The sequence below is a fragment of the Streptomyces luteireticuli genome, from assembly GCF_041519305.1.
Taxonomy (GTDB): Bacteria; Actinomycetota; Actinomycetes; order Streptomycetales; family Streptomycetaceae; genus Streptomyces; species Streptomyces luteireticuli.
The window spans coordinates 3,398,205-3,417,851 of sequence record NZ_CP167927.1 but is presented as its reverse complement, the minus strand read 5'-3'; the positions used below and the strand labels follow the sequence as shown (position 1 = coordinate 3,417,851).

Below are 19,647 nucleotides of genomic sequence, written 5' to 3'. Positions count from 1 at the left end.
GAGCCGCCCTTGCGCCGTGGTCCCGGCGCGGCCGGCCCGCTCAGCCGTAGACGATGCGGCGGAGCTGGCGCAGGGAGAGTTCGGGCGGTGCCACCGCGCGGTGCGGCAGCTCGGCCGAGATCCTGGCGAAGATCTCGGCGTTGGTCAGGCCGCCCGCCTGCAGTTCGCGGTGGCGGCGGCGGACGAACTCCTCGGCCGTCTCGTCGAAGTACGCCAGGACGTCCAGGACCACCCGGGCGGCCTCGCCGCGCTGGAGCGGCGTGCTGCGCACCAGGTGGTCAACCAGGTCGTCATGAGACGTACGGCGTTCGAGCACCCGTCGATACTGAGGGGTGGAAGCCGTCTTCCGCAAGAATCCTGCCCGAATTCGGGCAAGCCTTGAGGGAAGGAGGAGGGGATTTGGTCAGAAACGCTGGAGAATCGCCTGCTTCGCGGTGGCGAACTCCTCATCGGTGAGGACTCCGGAGTGGTGCAGCTCACCCAGCTCGCGCAGCCGGCGCAGCAGGGTGTCGTGGTCGTCGTCGGCCGGGGCCGGCCGCTTGACGAGGTCCGGCTCCCGGGCGGGCGACGGCTCCGGCGCGGGGAGGAGGGCCGGCAGCGGCTGCTGGGCGGACGGGTGCGGGAGGCGGGCCACCACCGCGGCGCCCACCAGGGCCATCAGCCCGTCCTTCTTGAAGCCGAAGAGTTTGACGGCGTTGGGGTCGTGCTCGGCCGGGGTCCGGTGGGGCGAGCCCTGGACGGCGAAGCGCAGATAGCCGTTCTCCAGGCCGATGCCCGGCAGCCACTCCACGCCGCGGATGTCGGACAGCGGGATCTCGCGCGGGCCGCCGGACGCCTTCCCGTCGTCGGTGATCCAGTTCCACTCCAGGCGGACGCGTTCGCCGTCGAAGGAGACCGTGCCGTCCCCGGCGCCCACGGCCAGCGGGACGGCGGGGCCGGGCAGCAGATAGCGGTCGGCGGGGCCGTCCGGCACCTGCTCCAGGAGCAGGGCGTTGCGGACCTCCTCCGCGAAGTACTCGGCGACGCCGGAGCGGTCCGGCTCGGTCCGCAGCTGGTACGGATCGGCGGCGTCCGGCATGCGGCCGCGGGTCACCTGGGAGAGCGGGTCGGCGCCGTCGCGCAGCCGCAGCCTGAGCCGGCCCCCCTTGCGGCCCGGTTCGAAGGCGACACCGGCCACGGCGTGCAGGGGCACGGTCAGTTCGCCCAGGGTCTGGCGGACCAGGTGCACCCCGCGCTCGCGGCCCGGGACGATCCTTATCGCGGTGCCGTCGAACGTCCAGGTGCCGTCCTTCTGGAAGATCTCTGCCATGGGGGAATTCTCGCAGGCCGTACGGCACCGCGGCGGTGCAGGCCGTACGGCACCGCGGCGGTGCAGGCCGTACGGCGCCGCGGCGGGCCGGGCGGGTGCCGGGCCCGCCGGACGGCCTCAGCCTGTCAGGCCCAACTCCCGGGCGATCAGCATCCGCTGGACCTCGCTGGTGCCCTCCCCGATCTCCAGGATCTTGGCGTCGCGCCACATGCGGGCCACCGGGTACTCGTTCATGAAGCCGTAGCCCCCGTGGATCTGGGTGGCCTCGCGGGCGTTGTCCACCGCGATCTCGGAGGAGTAGAGCTTGGCCAGCGCGGCCTCCTTCTTGAAGGGCTCGCCGTGCACCAGCCGCGAGGCCGCGTCGCGCCACGCGAGGCGCGCCGTGTGGGCCCGCATCTCCATGTCGGCGATCTTGAACTGGATGGCCTGGTTGGAGCCGATCGGCCGGCCGAAGGCCCGCCGGGTCCCCGCGTAGGCCAGCGACTCGTCCACACAGCCCTGGGCGAGGCCGGTGGCCAGGGCCGAGATGGCGATCCGGCCCTCGTCGAGGATGCGCAGGAACTGGGCGTATCCGCGGCCCTGTTCGCCCAGCAGATTGGCCGCGGGGACGCGGACGTCGGAGAAGGACAGCTCGCGGGTGTCCGAGGCGTTCCAGCCGACCTTGGAGTAGGGGGGTGCGACCGTGAAGCCGGGGGTGCCCGACGGGACGATGATCGAGGAGATCAGCGGCTTGCCGTCCTCGGTGCGGCCGGTGACCGCGGTGACCGTGACCAGGCCCGTGATCTCCGTGCCCGAGTTGGTGATGAAGCACTTGGTGCCGTTGATCACCCACTCGCCCGTGGCCTCGTCCAGGCGGGCGGTGGTGCGGGTGCCGCCCGCGTCCGAGCCGCACTCAGGCTCGGTCAGGCCGAAGGCGCCCAGGATCTCCCCGGAGCACAGCCGCGGCAGCCACTCGCGCTTCTGCTCCTCGGTGCCGAAGCGGTGGATGGGCATGGCGCCGAGGGAGACCCCGGCCTCCAGGGTGATCGCCACCGAGGAGTCGACCCGGGCCAGCTCCTCCAGGGCGAGGCCGAGGGCCAGATAGTCCCCGCCCATCCCGCCGTACTCCTCGGGGAACGGCAGGCCGAACAGGCCCATGCGGCCCATCTCGCGGACGATCTCGTAGGGGAACTCATGGTGCTCGTAGTACTCCCCGATCTTGGGGGCGACCACGTCGTGGGCGAACTCCTCGACGGTGCGGCGGAGTTCCTCGTGTTCTGGGGTGAGGCGGTGGTCCAGCGGCATGGCTCAGGACTCCTGGTGGGAGATGGCGCGAACGGTGCGGGACGGACTGGGCCGACCCAGGTGGCCGGCCATCCACACGCTTGTGGCGGCGAGGCGGCCGAGATCTACCCCGGTGGTGATGCCGAGGCCGTCGAGCATCCACACGAGATCCTCCGTGGCGAGGTTTCCGGTGGCGCTCTTCGCGTACGGGCAGCCCCCGAGGCCGCCGGCGGAGGCGTCGACGGTGGTCACGCCGTGCCGCAGGGCCGCGAGGGTGTTGGCCAGGGCCTGGCCGTAGGTGTCGTGGAAGTGCACGGCGAGGCGGCCGGCGGGTACGCCCGCTTCCTCGAACGCCCGGAGCAGGGCGGTGACATGGCCCGGGGTGGCGACGCCGATGGTGTCGCCGAGGCTCAGCTCGTCACAGCCGAGGTCGAGCAGGCGGCGGCCGACGGCCAGGACCTGGCCGATGGGCACCGGCCCTTCCCAGGGGTCGCCGAAGCACATGGACAGATAGCCGCGGACCCGGAGGCCGGCGTCCTTGGCCCGGGCCACGACCGGCTCGAACATCGTCAGCGACTCGTCGACCGTGCGGTTGATGTTGGCCTTGGCGAACGACTCGGTGGTGCTGCCGAAGACGGCGATCTCCCGGGCGCCCAGGGCGAGGGCGCGGTCCAGGCCGCGCTCGTTGGGCACGAGGACGGGGAGCCGGACGCCGACGTCCTCGATCAGGGGCAACAGCTCGTCCGCGTCGGCGAGTTGAGGCACGCGCTCCGGGTGGACGAAGCTGGTCGCCTCGACGGTGTCCAGGCCGGCGGCGGCGAGGCGGTGGATGAACTCCGCCTTCACCTCGGTGGGGACGACGGCCTTCTCGTTCTGCAGGCCGTCGCGGGCGCCGACCTCGTGGATGCGGACGCGGCGGGGCAGATCCGGGTCAGGTACGGGCATGGGCAGGCCGGCGGTCATGACTCCTCCACGCTGTCCGTGGGTGCGGGGGCGACCACGGCGAGCACCTGGTCCATGGCGACCGTGCTGCCGGGGGTGACGTCGAGCTCGGTCACCGTGCCGTCGTGGGGCGCGGAGATGACGTGCTCCATCTTCATGGCCTCCACGACCAGGAGGCTCTGGCCGGCGGTGACGGCGTCGCCGACGGCGGCCTTCACGACGGTGACCGTGCCGGGCATGGGCGCGGTGAGCGCACCCGCGTGGGCGGCGGCTCCGGCGGAGCGGGCGGTGACGGGGTCGTGGTCGGTGACGCGCCAGGTGTCGCCGTCGCGGCCGAGCCAGGTCCCTGCCGGGTCGGTGGTGAAGGTGTGGGTGCGCCCGGCGACTTCGAGGGTGAGACGGCCGGGGGCGGTGGGCAGGAGGCGGGCCCGCACGGGGTGTCCGTGCAGGATTTCCCCCACCCCGCCCCTTCCCGTGACCGGGGGCAGGCCCCCGGGCCCCGGGGTGGGCCGGGCGGTGTCGTCGGCGGGAGCCGGTGAGCCCTGAGGCCCGTCCAGCAGTACCTGCGCCTCCGTCGCCAGACCCCGTACCCGTACCGTCACCGGGTCGTGGCCGGGCACCCGCAAGTGGTGCTGCGTCCACGCCGGTTCGCCACCCAGGCGCCAGCCGGCCGGGAGCGAGAACGGGTCCGTCCAGCCATCCGTGGGGGAGGGGGACAGCGCCGCATGGCGGCGCAGTGCCGCCGCCGCATAGACCTCGTCCGGGACGGACTCCGCGGCCAGCGCGGCCCCGTCCCGGTCCACCAGGCCCGTGTCCAGGTCGCCGGAGACGACGGCCGGGTGGGCCAACAAGCGGCGCAGGAAGCCGGTGTTGGTCTCCAGGCCGAGGACCGTCGTCGAGGCCAGGGCCGCCCGCAGGCGGCGGAGCGCCGTGGCGCGGTCCGGGCCGTGGGCGATGACCTTGGCGAGCATCGGGTCGTAGGACGTCCCGACCTCCGTGCCCACGGTGAGGCCCGAATCCACCCGGACGCCGGGGCCCTCGGGCTCGTGGAGGGCCACCACCGTGCCCGCCGAGGGCAGGAAGCCCCGGGCCGGGACCTCCGCGCAGAGCCGGGCCTCGACCGCGTGGCCGGTGAGGGTGACGTCCTCCTGGGCGAAGGGGAGCCGCTCGCCGGCGGCGACCCGGAGCTGCCACTCCACCAGGTCCAGGCCGGTGACCAGCTCGGTGACCGGGTGCTCGACCTGGAGGCGGGTGTTCATCTCCATGAAGTAGTAGGACGAGGGGTCGTTGCCGGGGACGATGAACTCCACCGTGCCCGCGCCCGTGTAGCCGCAGGAGCGGGCCGCCTGGACGGCGGCGGCGCCCATCGAGGCCCGGGTGGCCTCGTCCAGCAGGACGCTCGGCGCCTCCTCGACGATCTTCTGGTGGCGGCGCTGGAGCGAGCACTCGCGCTCGCCGAGGTGGACGACATTCCCCCGGGCGTCGGCGAGGACCTGGATCTCGATGTGGCGCGGGCGGTCGATCCAGCGCTCCACCAGGAGGGTGTCGTCGCCGAAGGAGCCGCGCGCCTCGCGCCGGGCGGCGGCGATCTCCTCGCCGAGCAATGCCTCGTCGCGCACGAGGCGCATGCCCTTGCCGCCGCCGCCGGCGGACGGCTTCAGCAGCACGGGCATGCCGATCTCCCGCGCGGCGGCGGTCAGTTCGGCGTCGGACAGGCCGCTGCCCGAGGAGCCGGGGACGACGGGCACGCCCGCGGCGCGCACCGTCTCCTTCGCCCGGATCTTGTCGCCCATCAGCTCGATCGCGGCGGCGGGCGGGCCGAGGAAGACCAGCCCGGCCGCCTCGCAGGCGCGGGCGAACGCGGCGTTCTCCGCGAGGAAGCCGTAGCCGGGGTGGACGGCCTGCGCACCGGTGCGCGCGGCGGCGTCCAGCAGCCGCTCCATGGACAGATAGCTCTCGGCGGCGGAGGCCGGGCCGATGCGGACGGCCGTGTCGGCCTCGCGCACATGCCGGGCGTCGGCGTCCGCGTCGCTGAAGACGGCGACCGAGCGGACGCCGAGCTCGCGCAGGGTGCGGATGACCCGGACGGCGATCTCGCCGCGGTTGGCGACCAGGACACTCTCGAACATGGTCACGTCTCCTGTCACATCCGGAAGACGCCGTAACCGGGCGCGGCCGGGTCGCGTTCGGGCAGAGGGGCGTTGGCGCAGGCGGTCAGGGCGAGGGCGAGCACCTGACGGGTCTCCAGGGGGTCGATGACGCCGTCGTCCCACAGCCGGGCGGTGGCGTAGTAGGCGTTGCCCTGGCGCTCGTACTGCTCGCGGACGGGCGCCTTGAACACCTCCTCCTCGTCCGCTCCCCACTCCTCGCCACGCGCCTCCAACTGGTCGCGCTTGACGGTCGCGAGGACCGAGGCGGCCTGCTCGCCGCCCATGACGGAGATCTTGGCGTTGGGCCACATCCACAGGAAGCGGGGGGAGTAGGCCCGGCCGCACATCGAGTAGTTGCCCGCGCCGTAGGAGCCGCCGATGACGACGGTCAGCTTGGGGACGCGCGTACAGGCCACCGCCGTCACCATCTTGGCGCCGTGCTTGGCGATGCCGCCCGCCTCGTACTGCCGGCCGACCATGAAGCCCGAGATGTTCTGCAGGAAGACCAGCGGGATGCCGCGCTGGTCGCACAGCTCGATGAAGTGGGCGCCCTTCTGGGCGGATTCGGAGAAGAGGATGCCGTTGTTGGCGACGATGCCGACGGGGTGGCCGTGGATCCGGGCGAAGCCGGTGACCAGCGTCTGCCCGAACTCGGCCTTGAACTCCGCGAACCGGGAACCGTCCACCACGCGGGCGATGACCTCGCGGACATCGTAGGGGGTGCGGGAGTCGGCCGGGACCGCGCCGTAGAGCCCCGCCGGGTCGGCCTTGGGCTCCTCGGCCGGCTCCACCCGCCAGGGCAGCGGGCCGCGGTCGCCGAGGGTGGAGACGATCGTGCGGACGATGCGCAGGGCGTGCGCGTCGTCCTCGGCGAGATGGTCGGTGACGCCGGAGACCTTGGAGTGGACCTCGCCGCCGCCCAGCTCCTCCGCGGTGACGACCTCGCCCGTGGCGGCCTTCACCAGCGGCGGGCCGCCGAGGAAGATCGTGCCCTGGCCGCGGACGATGACCGCCTCGTCGCTCATCGCCGGGACGTAGGCGCCGCCGGCCGTGCACGAGCCGAGGACGGCGGCGATCTGCGGGATGCCCGCGCCGGACATCCGGGCCTGGTTGTAGAAGATCCGGCCGAAGTGCTCGCGGTCCGGGAAGACCTCGTCCTGCATGGGGAGGAAGGCGCCGCCGGAGTCCACCAGGTAGAGGCAGGGGAGGCGGTTCTCCAGGGCGATCTCCTGGGCGCGCAGATGCTTCTTGACCGTCATCGGGTAGTACGTGCCGCCCTTGACCGTGGCGTCGTTGGCGACGATCACCGTCTCGCGGCCGGAGACCCGGCCGATGCCGGCGATCACCCCGGCGGCGGGGGCCGCCCCGTCGTACATCCCGTCGGCGGCCAGCGGGGCGAGCTCCAGGAACGGCGACCCCGGGTCCAGCAGGGCGTCCACCCGGTCGCGCGGCAGCAACTTGCCGCGGGCGGTGTGCCGGGCGCGGGCGCGCTCGCCCCCGCCCAGCCGGGCGGCCGCGAGCTTCTCGCGCAGCCGCGCCACGAGCTCGCGGTGGGCGGCCTCGTTGGCCCGCCAGGCGTCGGACGCCGGATCTGCGGTGCTGGTCAGCACCGGTGCCTGCTGCATGGACTTCGAGCTCCCTTGCCCGGTCTCACTTGCTGGTGGCGCTCTTGCTGTGGCGCTCGCCGGTCGGGCGTGCCCGTTTGCGGGGTGCCCGCCGTCCCGGCGTGGTTAATGAGCGTTAACAGATCCCCTTCAGGTTAACGCCCGCTAACGTCCCTTGTCTACAATTTCTCCGTGACCTCCGAGAACGACAGCACCGCCGACCATCAGAGGGCCCGGGCCCGGGCCCTCATGGCCGCCACCGCTCCCACACGCCGGGAGCAGATCCTCAAGCAGGCCGCCCGGCTCTTCGCCGAGCGCGGCTTCCACGGCGTCGGGGTCGACGAGATAGGGGCGGCGGTCGGCATCAGCGGGCCCGGCCTGTACCGGCACTTCGCGGGGAAGGACGCGATGCTCGCCGAGCTGCTCGTCGGTATCAGCGGCCGGCTCCTCGCGGGCGGCCGCGAGCGGCGGGCCGCGGCCGAGGTGGCGGGCGGGGGACCGGCCGAGGTGCTCGGCTCGCTGATCGACGGGCACATCGACTTCGCCCTGGACGACCGGGCGTTGATCACCCTCCACGACCGCGAGCTGGGGCAGCTGCGCGACAGCGACCGCAAGCTGGTGCGCTCCCTCCAGCGGCAGTACGTGGAGCTGTGGGTGGAGGTGGTGCGCAAGCTGCACCCCGGGGCGACGGAGGACACCACCCGCGCCGCCGTCCACGCCGTCTTCGGCCTGCTCAACTCCACCCCGCACCTGGGCCGGCCGGGTGCCCTGCCCGGCCGCGAGGCGACCGCGGCGCTGCTGCGGCGGCTGGCGCACGGGGCGTTGGGGGCGCTGTCGGGCTGACCGGGGCGGGCCGGGGCCGACCGGGGCGGGCCGGGGTCCGGTCCGGGGTCCGGGGCGGCTCAACGCCCTTGGCGGAGCGCCCTGTTCCGGCCCGGACGGATCTGGACAGCCTCGGAGACCGGCCGGTAGCTTTCGCTGAGCAAGCGCTTGGTCGGCCGGAGGGCTTCAGGTGATGAGGAGCGGTACGACGCACGTGAACGAGCCCATGACCCCGCTCGAGGAACTCCTCGCCCTGCTCGACCTCGAACGGATCGAGGAGGACATCTTCCGCGGCACCAGCCGGGACGCGGTGATCCCGCGCGTCTTCGGCGGCCAGGTCGCCGCGCAGGCGCTGGTCGCGGCCGGGCGCACGGTTCCGGACGACCGTCCGCCGCACTCCCTGCACGCCTATTTCCTGCGGCCCGGCGATCCCGGCCGGCCCATCGTCTACACCGTGGACCGGATCCGCGACGGGCGTTCCTTCACCACCCGGCGCGTGGTGGCCGTCCAGCACGGCCGGCCGATCTTCCACCTCTCGGCGTCCTTCCAGGTCCACGAGGAAGGGCTGGAGCACCAGGAGCCGATGCCGGACGCGCCGGATCCGCTCGCCCTGCCCACCGCGGCCGAGCTGCTGCCCCGGTACGCGGACCGGTTCGGCGGGCCGGACGTCCTGGACAAGCTGCTGGAGGCGCGGGCCGCGGTCGACCTGCGGTACGCGGACGAGCCGCCGTTCGGGAGCGTGGGCGAGGTGCGGGAGCCCCGCTCCCAGGTGTGGTTCCGTACGAACGGGAAGCTGGCGGACGATCCGCTGCTGCACGTCTGCCTGGCCACGTACGTCTCCGACATGACGCTGCTCGACTCCGTGCTGCTGGCCCATGGGCGGGGCGGATGGGCCGTGGGGGACGTGGTGGGCGCGAGCCTGGACCATGCGATGTGGTTCCACCGGCCGTTCCGGGCGGACGAGTGGCTGCTCTACGACCAGGAGAGCCCGACCTCGCAGGGCGGGCGGGGGCTGGCGCGGGGGCGGATCTTCACGGTGGAGGGGAGCCTGGCGGTGTCGGTGATTCAGGAGGGGCTGGTGCGGGTTCCGCATCCGCGGGGGTGAGTCACTGTCAGTGGCCCCTTGTACGCTCTTTGCCTGTAGCTGAGTTGGGGAGGGGTGTTGAGGTGTCGCGGGTTCTGCTGATGGTGAGCGGGGCGGTCGTGCTCGTCCTGGGTGTGGTGCTGATGTTCTTCTGGCACCAGCGTGTTGTGGAGCTGACCGGGTCGGAGCGGCTCATATCGGGGCTGGGGTTGCGGGCGGTGGAAGCGGCGGTGCTGTACGGGGGGACGTGGTTGTGCGTGCGGGGGTGGAACGGGCGCCGGGTGTAGGGGATTTTGCCCCTGTCCCGCCCTTTCGCCGTTTCCCCGGGGGCAAGCCCCCGGACCCGGGACCGCGCTTCGCGCGGGTGGGCGGGGCTTCGCCCCTGCGCCCCACCGGGGGCTTCGCCCTCTGGCCCCCTGACCGGGGCGCGCCCCGGATCCTGATGGGGGCTGTGCCCCTGGCCCTCGAAGCGCCCTGGGGGTTCCCAGAGGGGGCACCCCCAGTCCTCAAGCTCCCAACAGCCCCGCCGCACCCAGCAGATACGCCGTCATCGGCTCGTACGACCGCGGATCGACGACATGATCGTCGAGCGGGACGGCGACCCGCAGCAACCCCTCCGCCTCCGCCAGGAACAGCGCCGGGTCGTTGCAGTCCGCATAGCCGACCGTGTCGATGCCGCGCTGGGCCGCGCAGCCCGCCCAGCCGTGGTCCGCGACGACCAGGTCCGGCAGCGGGCGGCCCGCGCGGTCCAGGGCGTCGAGGACGGCGGCCATGGGCCCGGGGGAGTGCGTGTGCCACAGCGTGGCCCCGCGCTCGTACACCGCCACGCCCGCGACCTGGTGGACGGTGCCCTCCTCGGCGCGCAGCCCGCCGGGCACGGAGACGACCTCGCAGCCCGCGGCCCGCAGCGCCGCGGCCGTCATGCGGTGCACGTCCAGCAGGCCGCCGGGGTGGCCGGTGGCCAGGAGCACCCGCTGTCCGGCCTCCGCCGCCTTGCGCAGGAAGCCGGCGGCCCGCTCCAGCGCGGCCACCGTCAGCTCCGGGTCGATCGTGTCCGGGCCGGTGCGCAGCCCGGGGTCGTCGCTGACGCCGCAGCGCTCGGCCAGTACGGCCAGCACGTCCTGCTCGTCCCGCCAGCGGTCGCCCAGTTCCACGCCCAGCCAGTGCAGCCGGTCGCCGTGCGCGAGCTTGCGGTAGTGGTCGAGGCTGTTGTCCCGGGGCGTCGCGACGACGCCCGCGATGCGGGTGCGGACGAGGTGGTCGATCAGCTGGGCTCGGCTGGGGACGGCGGGCGCAGGCGTCGGCATGCGGTCATTGTGCCCCGGGCCCGGGCGCGATGGACGTGGTGTCCATAAGAGGAGGGCGGACTCACAGTTCCGTATATGTGCGTGCCCCGGGTCGCTGCCTACCCTCGGGTACGCCCCAAACGTCCCAGGCAGCCGTCCAGGCAGCGAACGAGAGGCTCCCGCATGACCACCGACGCCCCCCGTGACCCGCGCGGCCCCGTCGACTCGTCCCGCATCCCGCGCTACGCCGGTCCCGCGACCTTCGCCCGGCTTCCGCGGCTCGACGAGGTCGGCACCGCCGACGTCGCCGTCGTCGGCGTGCCCTTCGACACCGGTGTCTCCTACCGCCCCGGCGCCCGCTTCGGCGGCAACGCCATCCGCGAGGCCTCCCGCCTGCTGCGCCCGTACAACCCGGCCCAGGACGCGTCGCCGTTCGCCCTCGCCCAGGTCGCGGACGCCGGTGACATCGCCGCGAACCCGTTCAACATCGACGAGGCCGTGGAGACGATCCAGGCCGCCGCGGACGATCTGCTGGACACCGGCGCCCGTCTGATGACCCTCGGCGGCGACCACACCATCGCCCTGCCCCTGCTGCGCTCGGTCGCCCGCAAGCACGGCCCGGTCGCCCTGCTCCACTTCGACGCCCACCTGGACACCTGGGACACCTACTTCGGCGCCGAGTACACCCACGGCACCCCCTTCCGCCGGGCCGTCGAGGAGGGCATCCTCGACACCTCCGCCCTCTCCCACGTGGGCACCCGCGGCCCGCTGTACGGCAAGAAGGACCTGGACGACGACGCCAAGATGGGCTTCGGCATCGTCACCTCCGCCGACGTCATGCGCCGCGGCGTCGACGAGATCGCCGACCAGCTGCGCCAGCGCATCGGCGACCGCCCGCTGTACATCTCCATCGACATCGACGTCCTGGACCCGGCCCACGCCCCCGGCACCGGCACCCCGGAGGCCGGCGGCCTGACCTCCCGCGAGCTGCTGGAGATCATCCGCGGGCTGTCCTCCTGCAACCTGGTCTCCGCCGACCTGGTCGAGGTGGCCCCGGCCTACGACCACGCGGAGATCACCTCCGTGGCCGCCTCCCACACGGCGTACGAGCTGACGACGATCATGTCGCGCCAGATCGCGGACGCGCGCAACGCGTAAAGCGACGCGTGAACCGACGTGCGAACCGGCGCATGGACCGGCGCGCCGCGTAAGGACCGCGTCAGTCCGGGCCCGTCCCGCGACAAGGGCCCGTCAGGGGACCGGCACGGCGTGTGCCGGGAGGCTTGGCTGGGTGATCGTTCACCACCGACGGTGAACGATCACCCCGCCGAACGCCTCGAAGGCCACCCCGCTGATGCTGCAGACCGCCCCCGAGCAGGAGACTCCGCCGTTCCCGGCCCCCGGGCCGCAGCGAGGAGCGCGACGGCACCGCCGCGTGGCCGCCGGGGCCGTCGAGCCCCGGCAGCTGCTCACCGCCTTCCCGGACGCCGTCCGCAAGCTGCATCCCCGGGTGATGGTCCGCAACCCGGTGATGTTCGTCGTCGAGGTCGGCTCCGTCCTCACCACGCTCTCCGCCCTCCTCGCCCCGTCCGTCTTCGCCTGGCTGATCAGCGCCTGGCTCTGGCTCACCGTCGTCTTCGCCAACCTCGCCGAGGCCGTCGCCGAGGGCCGCGGGAAGGCGCAGGCGGAGACGCTGCGCCGCACCCGGAGCACGACGGTCGCGCGCCGGCTGCGGGTATGGAAGGTCGGGTTCTCCCCGCACGACTGGGAGGAGCAGCGCGTCCCCGCGTCCGATCTGCGGCCGCAGGACTTCGTGGTGGTCGAGGCGGGCGGGACCGTGCCCGGCGACGGCGAGGTCGTCGAGGGCGTCGCCTCGGTCGACGAGTCGGCGATCACCGGCGAGTCCGCGCCGGTGATCCGCGAGGCCGGCGGCGACCGTTCCGGTGTCACCGGCGGGACGACGGTGCTCTCCGACCGGATCGTCGTGCGGATCACCTCGCGCCCCGGCCACACCTTCCTCGACCGGATGATCTCCCTGGTCGAGGGCACCACCCGGCAGAAGACCCCCAACGAGCTCGCCCTCAACATCCTGCTGGCCTCGCTGACGGTCATCTTCATCCTGGCCGTGGTCAGCCTCCAGCCGATGGCCGGTTACGCGGGCGCCGAGCAGACCATCACCGTCCTGGTCGCGCTGCTGGTCACGCTGATCCCCACCACCATCGGCGCGCTGCTGTCGGCGATCGGCATCGCCGGCATGGACCGGCTCGTCCAGCGCAACGTCATCGCCCTCTCCGGCCGCGCCGTCGAGGCCGCCGGCGACGTCAACACCCTGCTCCTCGACAAGACCGGCACCATCACCTGGGGCAACCGGCAGGCGGCCTCCTTCGTCCCGGTCAAGGGCGTCACCCGTGAACTGCTCGCGGATGCCGCCCAGTTGGCCTCGCTGGCGGACGGGACGCCGGAGGGCCGCTCGATCGTCGCCCTGGCGCAGCGGCACGGGATCCACCACGGCGACGCCGACTTCGTCCACGGTCGGTTCGTGCCGTTCTCCGCGCAGACCAGGATGAGCGGCGCCGACTTCGCCTACGAGGGCGACTTCTGCCGCATCCGCAAGGGCGCGGCGGGCGCCGTCCTCCGCTGGGCCGAGCAGCGCGGCGCCGAGATCCCCGTCGACGCCCGCTGGATCGCCGACTCCATCGCGGCCGGCGGCGGCACCCCGCTGCTCGTCGCGGTCGAGGACCGCGAGGGCACGCGGGTGCTGGGCGCCGTCCACCTCAAGGACATGGTCAAGCCGGGCATCGCCCAGCGCTTCGCCGAGCTGCGTGCCATGGGCATCCGGACGGTCATGGTCACCGGCGACAACCCGCTCACCGCCAAGGCCATCGCCGCCGAGGCCGGGGTGGACGACTACCTGGCCGAGGCCACCCCCGAGCAGAAGCTCGCCCGCATCCGGGAGGAACAGGCGGGCGGCAACCTCGTCGCCATGACCGGCGACGGGACGAACGACGCGCCCGCCCTGGCCCAGGCGGACGTGGGCGTGGCGATGAACACCGGCACTTCGGCCGCCAAGGAGGCCGGGAACATGGTGGACCTGGACTCCAACCCCACCAAGCTCATCGAGATCGTCGAGGTCGGCAAGCAGCTGCTGATCACCCGCGGCGCCCTCACCACGTTCTCCATCTGCAACGACGTCGCCAAGTACTTCGCGATCGTCCCCGCGATGTTCGGCGGCGTGGCCGGCTACGAGGGCCTGGAGAAGCTCAACGTCATGGGCCTGCACAGCCCGACCACCGCCATCGCCTCCGCGATCATCTTCAACGCGCTCGTCATCGTCGCCCTGATCCCGCTCGCCCTGCGCGGCGTCCGCTACGCCCCCTCGTCCGCGCACGCGCTGCTCCGCCGCAACCTCGGTGTGTACGGGGTGGGCGGGCTCGTCGCCCCGTTCGCCGGGATCAAGCTCATCGATCTGCTGATCCAGTACGTGCCCGGGATCTGATACGTGCCCGGGAGCTGATCCCGGCGGCAGCACCCCGGCCGCAGCATCCCACCGCAGCACCCCGGCCGCAGCACCTCGGCGGCAGCACCCTGGCGGCAGCGGTGTTGCGGTGGGATGAAATCCGCATTCCGCGGCGTTCGGTCCTCTCGACAGCACATGAGCGGTGGGAGGACCGGGGTGGCGAAGGAACAGGCAGGACGGGGATGGGCCCGGCGGCTCGCCGGATACTGCTGGAGGTACCGGGGCACGGTGCTCCTGGCGCTGGGCTCCTCGCTGGCGGGCATGGCCGTCATGGCGCTCGTCCCGCTCATACCCAAGCTGATCATCGACGACGTGATCGGCTCCCACGACCGCCCCCTCGCCCCCTGGGCCATTCTCCTGGTCGTCGCCGCGGTCGTCGTCTACGGCCTCACCTACGTCCGCCGCTACTACGGCGGACGTCTCGCGCTCGACGTCCAGCACGACATGCGGACCGAGATGTACGCGTCCATCGCCCGCCTCGACGGCAAGCGGCAGGACGAGCTCTCCACCGGCCAGGTCGTCGGCCGGGCCACCAGCGACCTCCAGCTGATCCAGGGGCTGCTGTTCATGCTGCCGATGATGATCGGCAACATCCTGCTGTTCCTGATCTCGCTGATCGTGATGGCGGTCCTCTCCCCGCTGCTCACCGTCGTGGCCCTCGCCGTCGCCCCCGCGATCTGGTTCCTCGCCTCCCGCAGCCGCGTCCGGCTCCACCCGGCCACCTGGTACGCCCAGGGCCAGGCCGCCGCCGTCGCCGGCGTGGTGGACGGCGCGGTCACCGGCGTCCGCGTGGTCAAGGGCTTCGGCCAGGAGGCCCAGGAGACGGACCGCCTCCGCGAGGCCGGCCGGCGGCTCTTCGCCGGGCGGCTGCGCACCGTGCGCCTCAACGCCCGCTACACCCCCGCCCTCCAGGCCGTCCCCGCGCTCGGCCAGGTCGCGATGCTCGCCCTCGGCGGCTGGATGGCCACCCGGGGGCAGATCACCCTCGGCACGTTCGTCGCCTTCTCCACCTATCTCGCGCAGCTCGTCGGGCCCGTGCGGATGCTCACCATGGTCCTGACGGTCGGCCAGCAGGCCCGGGCCGGCGTCGAGCGCGTCTGCGAACTCATCGACACCGAGCCGGTGATCGACGAGCGCCCCGACGCCCACGAGCTCCCCGCCGATGCCCCCGCCACCGTCGAGTTCGACGGCGTCTCCTTCGGCTACGACCCCGAGCGGCCCGTCCTCGACGGCTTCTCGCTGCGCGTCGAGCCCGGCGAGACCGTCGCGGTCGTCGGCGCCTCCGGTAGCGGCAAGTCGACGCTGTCGCTGCTGCTCCCGCGCTTCTACGACGTGACGTCCGGCGCGGTCCGCATCGGCGGCCACGACGTGCGCGACCTCACCCATGCCTCGCTGCGGGCCGCGATCGGGCTCGTGCCCGAGGACAGCTTCCTGTTCTCCGACAGCATCCGCGACAACATCGCCTACGGCGTCCCCGACGCGACCGACGAGCAGGTCCGCGCCGCCGCCCGCGCCGCCCAGGCCGACGGCTTCGTCACCGCGCTCCCCGAGGGCTACGCGACGAAGGTCGGCGAGCAGGGGCTGACCCTCTCCGGCGGCCAGCGCCAGCGCATCGCGCTCGCCCGGGCCATCCTCACCGACCCCCGGCTGCTCCTCCTCGACGACGCGACCTCGGCGGTCGACGCCCGCGTCGAGCACGAGATCCATGAGGCGCTGCGCGGCGTCATGGCCGGCCGCACCACGCTCCTGATCGCCCACCGGGCCTCGACGCTGGCGCTCGCCGACCGCATCGCGGTGCTCGACGGCGGGCGCCTGGTGGACGTCGGCACGGCGGAGGAGCTCCAGGAGCGCTGCGCGGTCTACCGGCGGCTGCTGACGGACCCGGACGAGCTGGGGTCCCCCGCCGCCCCCGCCGCCCCTGCCCCGCCCGTCCTCCCCGCGCCGGCGGCCGGGGCCGGCCCCCGGGTCCGCCGCCCGCGCCCGGTGGACGGGGTCACCCCGTCGCTCTGGGTCCGCCGCGCGGACGAGGACGCGGACGAACTGCCCGGCATGCCGGCCACCCCCGAGCTCCTCGCCAAGGTCAAGGCCCTGCCGCCGGCCACCGACACCCCCGACGTCGACGAGGAGCGCGCCGTCCGGCCCGAGGAGTCGTACGGGCTGCGGCAGCTGCTGCGCGGCTTCGGGGCACCGCTGGCGCTGGCCCTGCTGCTCGTGGCCCTCGACGCGGTCGCCGGGCTGCTGCTGCCGGTGCTGATCCGGCACGGGATCGACCAGGGCGTCGAGCGGGCGGCGCTCGGCGCGGTCTGGGCGGCCTCCGGCCTCGCCCTGCTCGTCGTCCTGGGCCAGTGGGCCGCCCAGACCGGTGAGACCCGGGTGACCGGCCGGACCGGCGAACGCGTCCTCTACGCCCTGCGCGTGAAGATCTTCGCCCAGCTCCAGCGCCTCGGACTCGACTACTACGAGCGCGAGTTGACCGGCAAGATCATGACGCGGATGACGACGGACGTGGACGCGCTGTCCTCGTTCCTCCAGACCGGCCTGGTCACCGCCGTCGTCTCCGTCCTGACCTTCTTCGGCATACTCGTGGCCCTGCTGGTCATCGACGTCCAGCTGGCCCTCGTCGTCCTCGCGACGCTGCCGCTGCTGGTCGCCGGGACGGTCTTCTTCCGCCGGCAGAGCGTCAAGGCGTACGAACTCGCCCGCGAGCGGGTCGGCCTCGTCAACGCCGATCTTCAGGAGAGCGTGGCCGGACTGCGGATCGTGCAGGCGTTCCGCCGTGAGGAGGCGGGCGCGGGGCGGTTCGCCGAGCGCAGCGACGACTACCGGCGGGCGCGGGTCCGCGGCCAGTGGCTGATCTCGGTCTACTTCCCGTTCGTCCAGCTGCTGTCCTCCGTCGCGGCCGCGGCGGTGCTGGTCGTCGGCGCGGGACGGGTGGACGACGGGACGCTGACCACCGGCGCGCTGGTGGCGTACCTGCTCTACATCGACCTGTTCTTCGCCCCCGTGCAGCAGCTCTCCCAGGTCTTCGACGGCTACCAGCAGGCGACCGTCTCGCTCGGGCGGATCCGGGAGCTGCTGCGCGAGCCGACGTCGACGCCGGTGGCGGCCGAGCCGCGCGAGGTGCGGGAGCTGCGGGGCGAAGTCGCCTTCGAGGACGTGCACTTCCACTACGGGGACGAGAAGAAGGCGGCCCTGGCCGGCGTCCGGCTGACCGTCCCCGCCGGCCAGACCGTCGCGTTCGTCGGCGAGACGGGCGCGGGCAAGTCGACCCTGGTGAAGATGGTCGCGCGCTTCTACGACCCGACGGCCGGGACGGTCCGGGTGGACGGCCACGACCTGCGCGACCTCGACCCGGTCGGCTACCGGCACCGGCTCGGCGTCGTCCCGCAGGAGCCGTACATCTTCCCCGGGACGGTGCGCGACGCCATCGCCTACGGGCGGCCGGACGCCTCCGACGCGGAGGTTGAGGCGGCGGCGCGGGCGGTCGGCGCGCACGAGATGGTCGCGACGCTCGACGGGGGCTATCTGCACCCCGTCGCGGAGCGGGGCCGCAACCTGTCCGCCGGACAGCGGCAGTTGATCGCCCTGGCGCGGGCGGAGCTGGTGGACCCCGACGTGCTGTTGCTGGACGAGGCGACGGCGGCGCTGGATCTGGCGACCGAGGCGCTGGTCAACGAGGCGACGGACCGGCTGGCCGGGCGGCGGACGACGCTGGTCGTCGCCCACCGCCTCACGACGGCCGCGAGGGCGGACCGGGTCGTCGTCCTGGACCGGGGACGGGTCGTGGAGGACGGCACGCACGGGGAGTTGCTGGAGCGGGGCGGCCGGTACGCGGAGCTGTGGCGGACGTTCACGGGAGAGGCGTCCACGGGGGAGGGGACGGTGGCGACGGCGGAGCCGGCGCGGGGGTGAGCGGGGCAACTGCCCCCGCGGAGCGGAAAAGATGGGTCTGGCGCATCCCCCGCAACCCCCGGTAGGTTCGCGGCGACCTTTGCGAACCCAGGGGAGGGCGTATGCGCAAGGCTCTCAGATGGCTGCTGGCGCTGGTGGTGCTCATAGGAGCGATCGGCGCCGGCGGCACGACGGCCGGGGCGGCGTACGCCTCCGGCAGGGACACCACCGACACCACCGACAACGACATCAAGGACCGCATCCTCAAGATCCCGGGGATGCGGCTCGTCGAGGAGAAGCCCTACGCGGGCTACCGCTACCTCGTCATGACGTACCGGCAGCCGGTCGACCACCGGCAGCCCAACAAGGGCACCTTCGAGCAGCGCTTCACCCTGCTCCACAAGGACACCAACCGCCCCACCGTTTTCTTCACTTCGGGCTACAACGTCAACACCAACCCCAGCCGCAGCGAGCCCACGCGGATCGTCGACGGCAACCAGGTGTCGATGGAGTACCGGTTCTTCACCCCGTCGCGCCCCCAGCCGGCCGACTGGTCGAAGCTGAACATCTGGCAGGCGGCCAGTGACCAGCACCGCCTCTACCAGGCGCTCAAGCCCGTCTACAGCAAGAACTGGCTGGCCACGGGCGGCAGCAAGGGCGGCATGACGGCCACCTACTTCCGCCGCTTCTACCCGGACGACATGAACGGCACCGTCGCCTACGTCGCGCCCAACGACGTCAACAACGACGAGGACTCGGCGTACGACCGCTTCTTCGCCACCGTCGGCGACAAGGCCTGCCGCACCCAGCTCAACTCGGTGCAGCGCGAGGCGCTCGTCCGCCGCGGCGAGATCGTCGCCCGCTACGAGAAGTGGGCCAAGGAGAACGGCAAGACGTTCAAGGTCGTCGGTGACGCCGACAAGGCGTACGAGAACGTCGTCCTCGACCTGGTCTGGTCGTTCTGGCAGTACCACCTGCAGAGCGACTGCGCCTCCGTGCCCGCCACCAAGGCGTCCACGGACGAGCTCTACAAGTTCATCGACGACATCTCCGGCTTCGACGGCTACACCGACCAGGGCCTGGAGCGCTTCACCCCGTACTACTACCAGGCGGGCACCGAGTTGGGCGCTCCCACGGTCAAGTACCCGCACCTGAAGGGCGTGCTGAAGTACCCCGGCATCAACCAGCCGCGCTCGTACGTGCCCCGGGACATCCCGATGAAGTGGCACGAGGGCTCGATGGCGGACGTGGACCGCTGGGTGCGCAACGACAGCACGCGGATGCTCTTCGTCTACGGGCAGAACGACCCGTGGAGCGGCGAGCCGTTCCGGCTGGGGCGCAACGCCGAGAAGCGGCACGACTTCCGCTTCTACGCGCCGGGCGGCAACCACGGTTCCAACATCGCGCAGCTCGTCGCCGACGAGCGGGCCAAGGCCACGGCCGAGGTCCTGAAGTGGGCGGGCGTGGCGCCGGCGGCCGTGCAGCAGGACGAGAAGGCGGCCAAGCCGCTCGCCCCGTTCGACGCGAAGCTCGACCGCGTCAAGACGGAGCGGCAGTTCCTGCGCCCGTAGGCGGCACCGCACCGTTCACTCCAGGCGGCGGGTACACCCCAGGGTGTCCCGCCGCCGACGTGTGCGTACGGGCCGGGGCCGCCGCCGGTGCTCTTCAAGGGGCACACCGGACGGCGGCATGCCGTCGGCCGCAGGCGGCGGAGAGGGAGGCCGGCAACGCGGTATCCGACGGAGCCGACACCGCACAGCGGAGACTCACCGACGGCAC

At 72.9% G+C, this 19,647-nt stretch carries 14 protein-coding genes; 7 read left to right on the top strand and 7 right to left on the bottom strand.

The genetic code is table 11. The features are described from left to right. Positions 1–40: 40 nt before the first annotated feature. The 6 genes from AB8735_RS15010 to AB8735_RS14985 all read right to left on the bottom strand — a co-directional run bounded on the left by AB8735_RS15010 (position 41) and on the right by AB8735_RS14985 (position 7,289). Positions 41–316, bottom strand: coding sequence for a hypothetical protein (locus tag AB8735_RS15010; RefSeq protein ID WP_344030165.1), 276 nt, complete (start codon positions 314–316; stop codon positions 41–43). Between the two features lie 87 nt (positions 317–403). Then, complete coding sequence (locus tag AB8735_RS15005; protein WP_344030162.1) at positions 404–1,309, bottom strand: DUF4429 domain-containing protein; 906 nt, start codon at positions 1,307–1,309, stop codon at positions 404–406. A 117-nt stretch (positions 1,310–1,426) separates the two neighbouring features. Then, positions 1,427–2,587 carry an acyl-CoA dehydrogenase family protein gene (locus AB8735_RS15000; protein WP_344030407.1) on the bottom strand — a complete coding sequence of 387 codons (1,161 nt, stop codon included), beginning with the start codon at positions 2,585–2,587 and terminating at the stop codon, positions 1,427–1,429. Between the two features lie 9 nt (positions 2,588–2,596). Further along, entirely contained in the window at positions 2,597–3,535 is a 939-nt protein-coding gene (locus AB8735_RS14995) for a hydroxymethylglutaryl-CoA lyase (RefSeq protein WP_372407819.1), read from the bottom strand. Beyond that, positions 3,532–5,643, bottom strand: a complete 2,112-nt coding sequence (locus AB8735_RS14990; RefSeq protein WP_344030156.1) for a biotin carboxylase N-terminal domain-containing protein — start codon at positions 5,641–5,643, stop codon at positions 3,532–3,534. The genes AB8735_RS14995 and AB8735_RS14990 overlap by 4 nt, the downstream gene beginning before the upstream one ends. Before the next feature lie 14 nt (positions 5,644–5,657). Next, positions 5,658–7,289: a carboxyl transferase domain-containing protein gene (locus tag AB8735_RS14985; RefSeq protein WP_372407818.1), complete on the bottom strand. Its 1,632-nt coding sequence runs from the start codon at positions 7,287–7,289 to the stop codon at positions 5,658–5,660. Between the two features lie 228 nt (positions 7,290–7,517). Between AB8735_RS14985 and AB8735_RS14980 the strand changes: the two genes are divergently transcribed. From AB8735_RS14980 to AB8735_RS14970, 3 genes are all read left to right on the top strand, one after another. Further along, positions 7,518–8,111 (top strand): TetR/AcrR family transcriptional regulator, encoded by a 594-nt coding sequence (locus tag AB8735_RS14980; protein WP_344030404.1) that lies wholly within the window; start codon positions 7,518–7,520, stop codon positions 8,109–8,111. 205 nt (positions 8,112–8,316) lie between these two features. Beyond that, positions 8,317–9,195 (top strand): acyl-CoA thioesterase, encoded by an 879-nt coding sequence (locus AB8735_RS14975; protein ID WP_372411850.1) that lies wholly within the window; start codon positions 8,317–8,319, stop codon positions 9,193–9,195. A gap of 62 nt (positions 9,196–9,257) precedes the next feature. Next, a complete protein-coding gene (locus AB8735_RS14970) occupies positions 9,258–9,461 on the top strand; it encodes a hypothetical protein (RefSeq protein ID WP_372407817.1) in 204 nt (67 codons plus the stop codon). Between the two features lie 219 nt (positions 9,462–9,680). Here the strand turns inward: AB8735_RS14970 and AB8735_RS14965 are convergent, their stop codons facing one another. Continuing rightward, a complete protein-coding gene (locus AB8735_RS14965; RefSeq protein WP_372407816.1) occupies positions 9,681–10,481 on the bottom strand; it encodes a phosphatase in 801 nt (266 codons plus the stop codon). A 162-nt stretch (positions 10,482–10,643) separates the two neighbouring features. On the opposite strand from AB8735_RS14965, the gene speB reads away from it, so the two are divergent. The 4 genes from speB (at position 10,644) to AB8735_RS14945 (ending at position 19,439) form a co-directional block, all read left to right on the top strand. Continuing rightward, positions 10,644–11,618 carry an agmatinase gene (gene speB / locus AB8735_RS14960; RefSeq protein ID WP_344030139.1) on the top strand — a complete coding sequence of 325 codons (975 nt, stop codon included), beginning with the start codon at positions 10,644–10,646 and terminating at the stop codon, positions 11,616–11,618. A 196-nt stretch (positions 11,619–11,814) separates the two neighbouring features. Continuing rightward, positions 11,815–13,956 carry a potassium-transporting ATPase subunit KdpB gene (gene kdpB / locus AB8735_RS14955; RefSeq protein ID WP_372407814.1) on the top strand — a complete coding sequence of 714 codons (2,142 nt, stop codon included), beginning with the start codon at positions 11,815–11,817 and terminating at the stop codon, positions 13,954–13,956. Positions 13,957–14,133: 177 nt separating this feature from the next. Then, positions 14,134–17,889, top strand: coding sequence for an ABC transporter ATP-binding protein (locus AB8735_RS14950; RefSeq protein ID WP_372407812.1), 3,756 nt, complete (start codon positions 14,134–14,136; stop codon positions 17,887–17,889). A gap of 101 nt (positions 17,890–17,990) precedes the next feature. Next, positions 17,991–19,439: a S28 family serine protease gene (locus tag AB8735_RS14945; RefSeq protein WP_344030129.1), complete on the top strand. Its 1,449-nt coding sequence runs from the start codon at positions 17,991–17,993 to the stop codon at positions 19,437–19,439. The last annotated feature ends 208 nt before the right edge of the window (positions 19,440–19,647 follow it).

Bases quoted from the DNA above. Each gene is read 5' to 3' on its own strand.
- AB8735_RS14980 (WP_344030404.1), top strand. From the start codon at position 7,518: ATGGCCGCCACCGCTCCCACACGCCGGGAGCAGATCCTCAAGCAGGCC.
- AB8735_RS15005 (WP_344030162.1), bottom strand. From the start codon at position 1,309: ATGGCAGAGATCTTCCAGAAGGACGGCACCTGGACGTTCGACGGCACC.
- kdpB (WP_372407814.1), top strand. From the start codon at position 11,815: ATGCTGCAGACCGCCCCCGAGCAGGAGACTCCGCCGTTCCCGGCCCCC.
- AB8735_RS14995 (WP_372407819.1), bottom strand. From the start codon at position 3,535: ATGACCGCCGGCCTGCCCATGCCCGTACCTGACCCGGATCTGCCCCGC.
- AB8735_RS14965 (WP_372407816.1), bottom strand. From the start codon at position 10,481: ATGCCGACGCCTGCGCCCGCCGTCCCCAGCCGAGCCCAGCTGATCGAC.
- AB8735_RS14990 (WP_344030156.1), bottom strand. From the start codon at position 5,643: ATGTTCGAGAGTGTCCTGGTCGCCAACCGCGGCGAGATCGCCGTCCGG.
- AB8735_RS14975 (WP_372411850.1), top strand. From the start codon at position 8,317: ATGACCCCGCTCGAGGAACTCCTCGCCCTGCTCGACCTCGAACGGATC.
- AB8735_RS14985 (WP_372407818.1), bottom strand. From the start codon at position 7,289: ATGCAGCAGGCACCGGTGCTGACCAGCACCGCAGATCCGGCGTCCGAC.
- AB8735_RS14945 (WP_344030129.1), top strand. From the start codon at position 17,991: ATGCGCAAGGCTCTCAGATGGCTGCTGGCGCTGGTGGTGCTCATAGGA.
- speB (WP_344030139.1), top strand. From the start codon at position 10,644: ATGACCACCGACGCCCCCCGTGACCCGCGCGGCCCCGTCGACTCGTCC.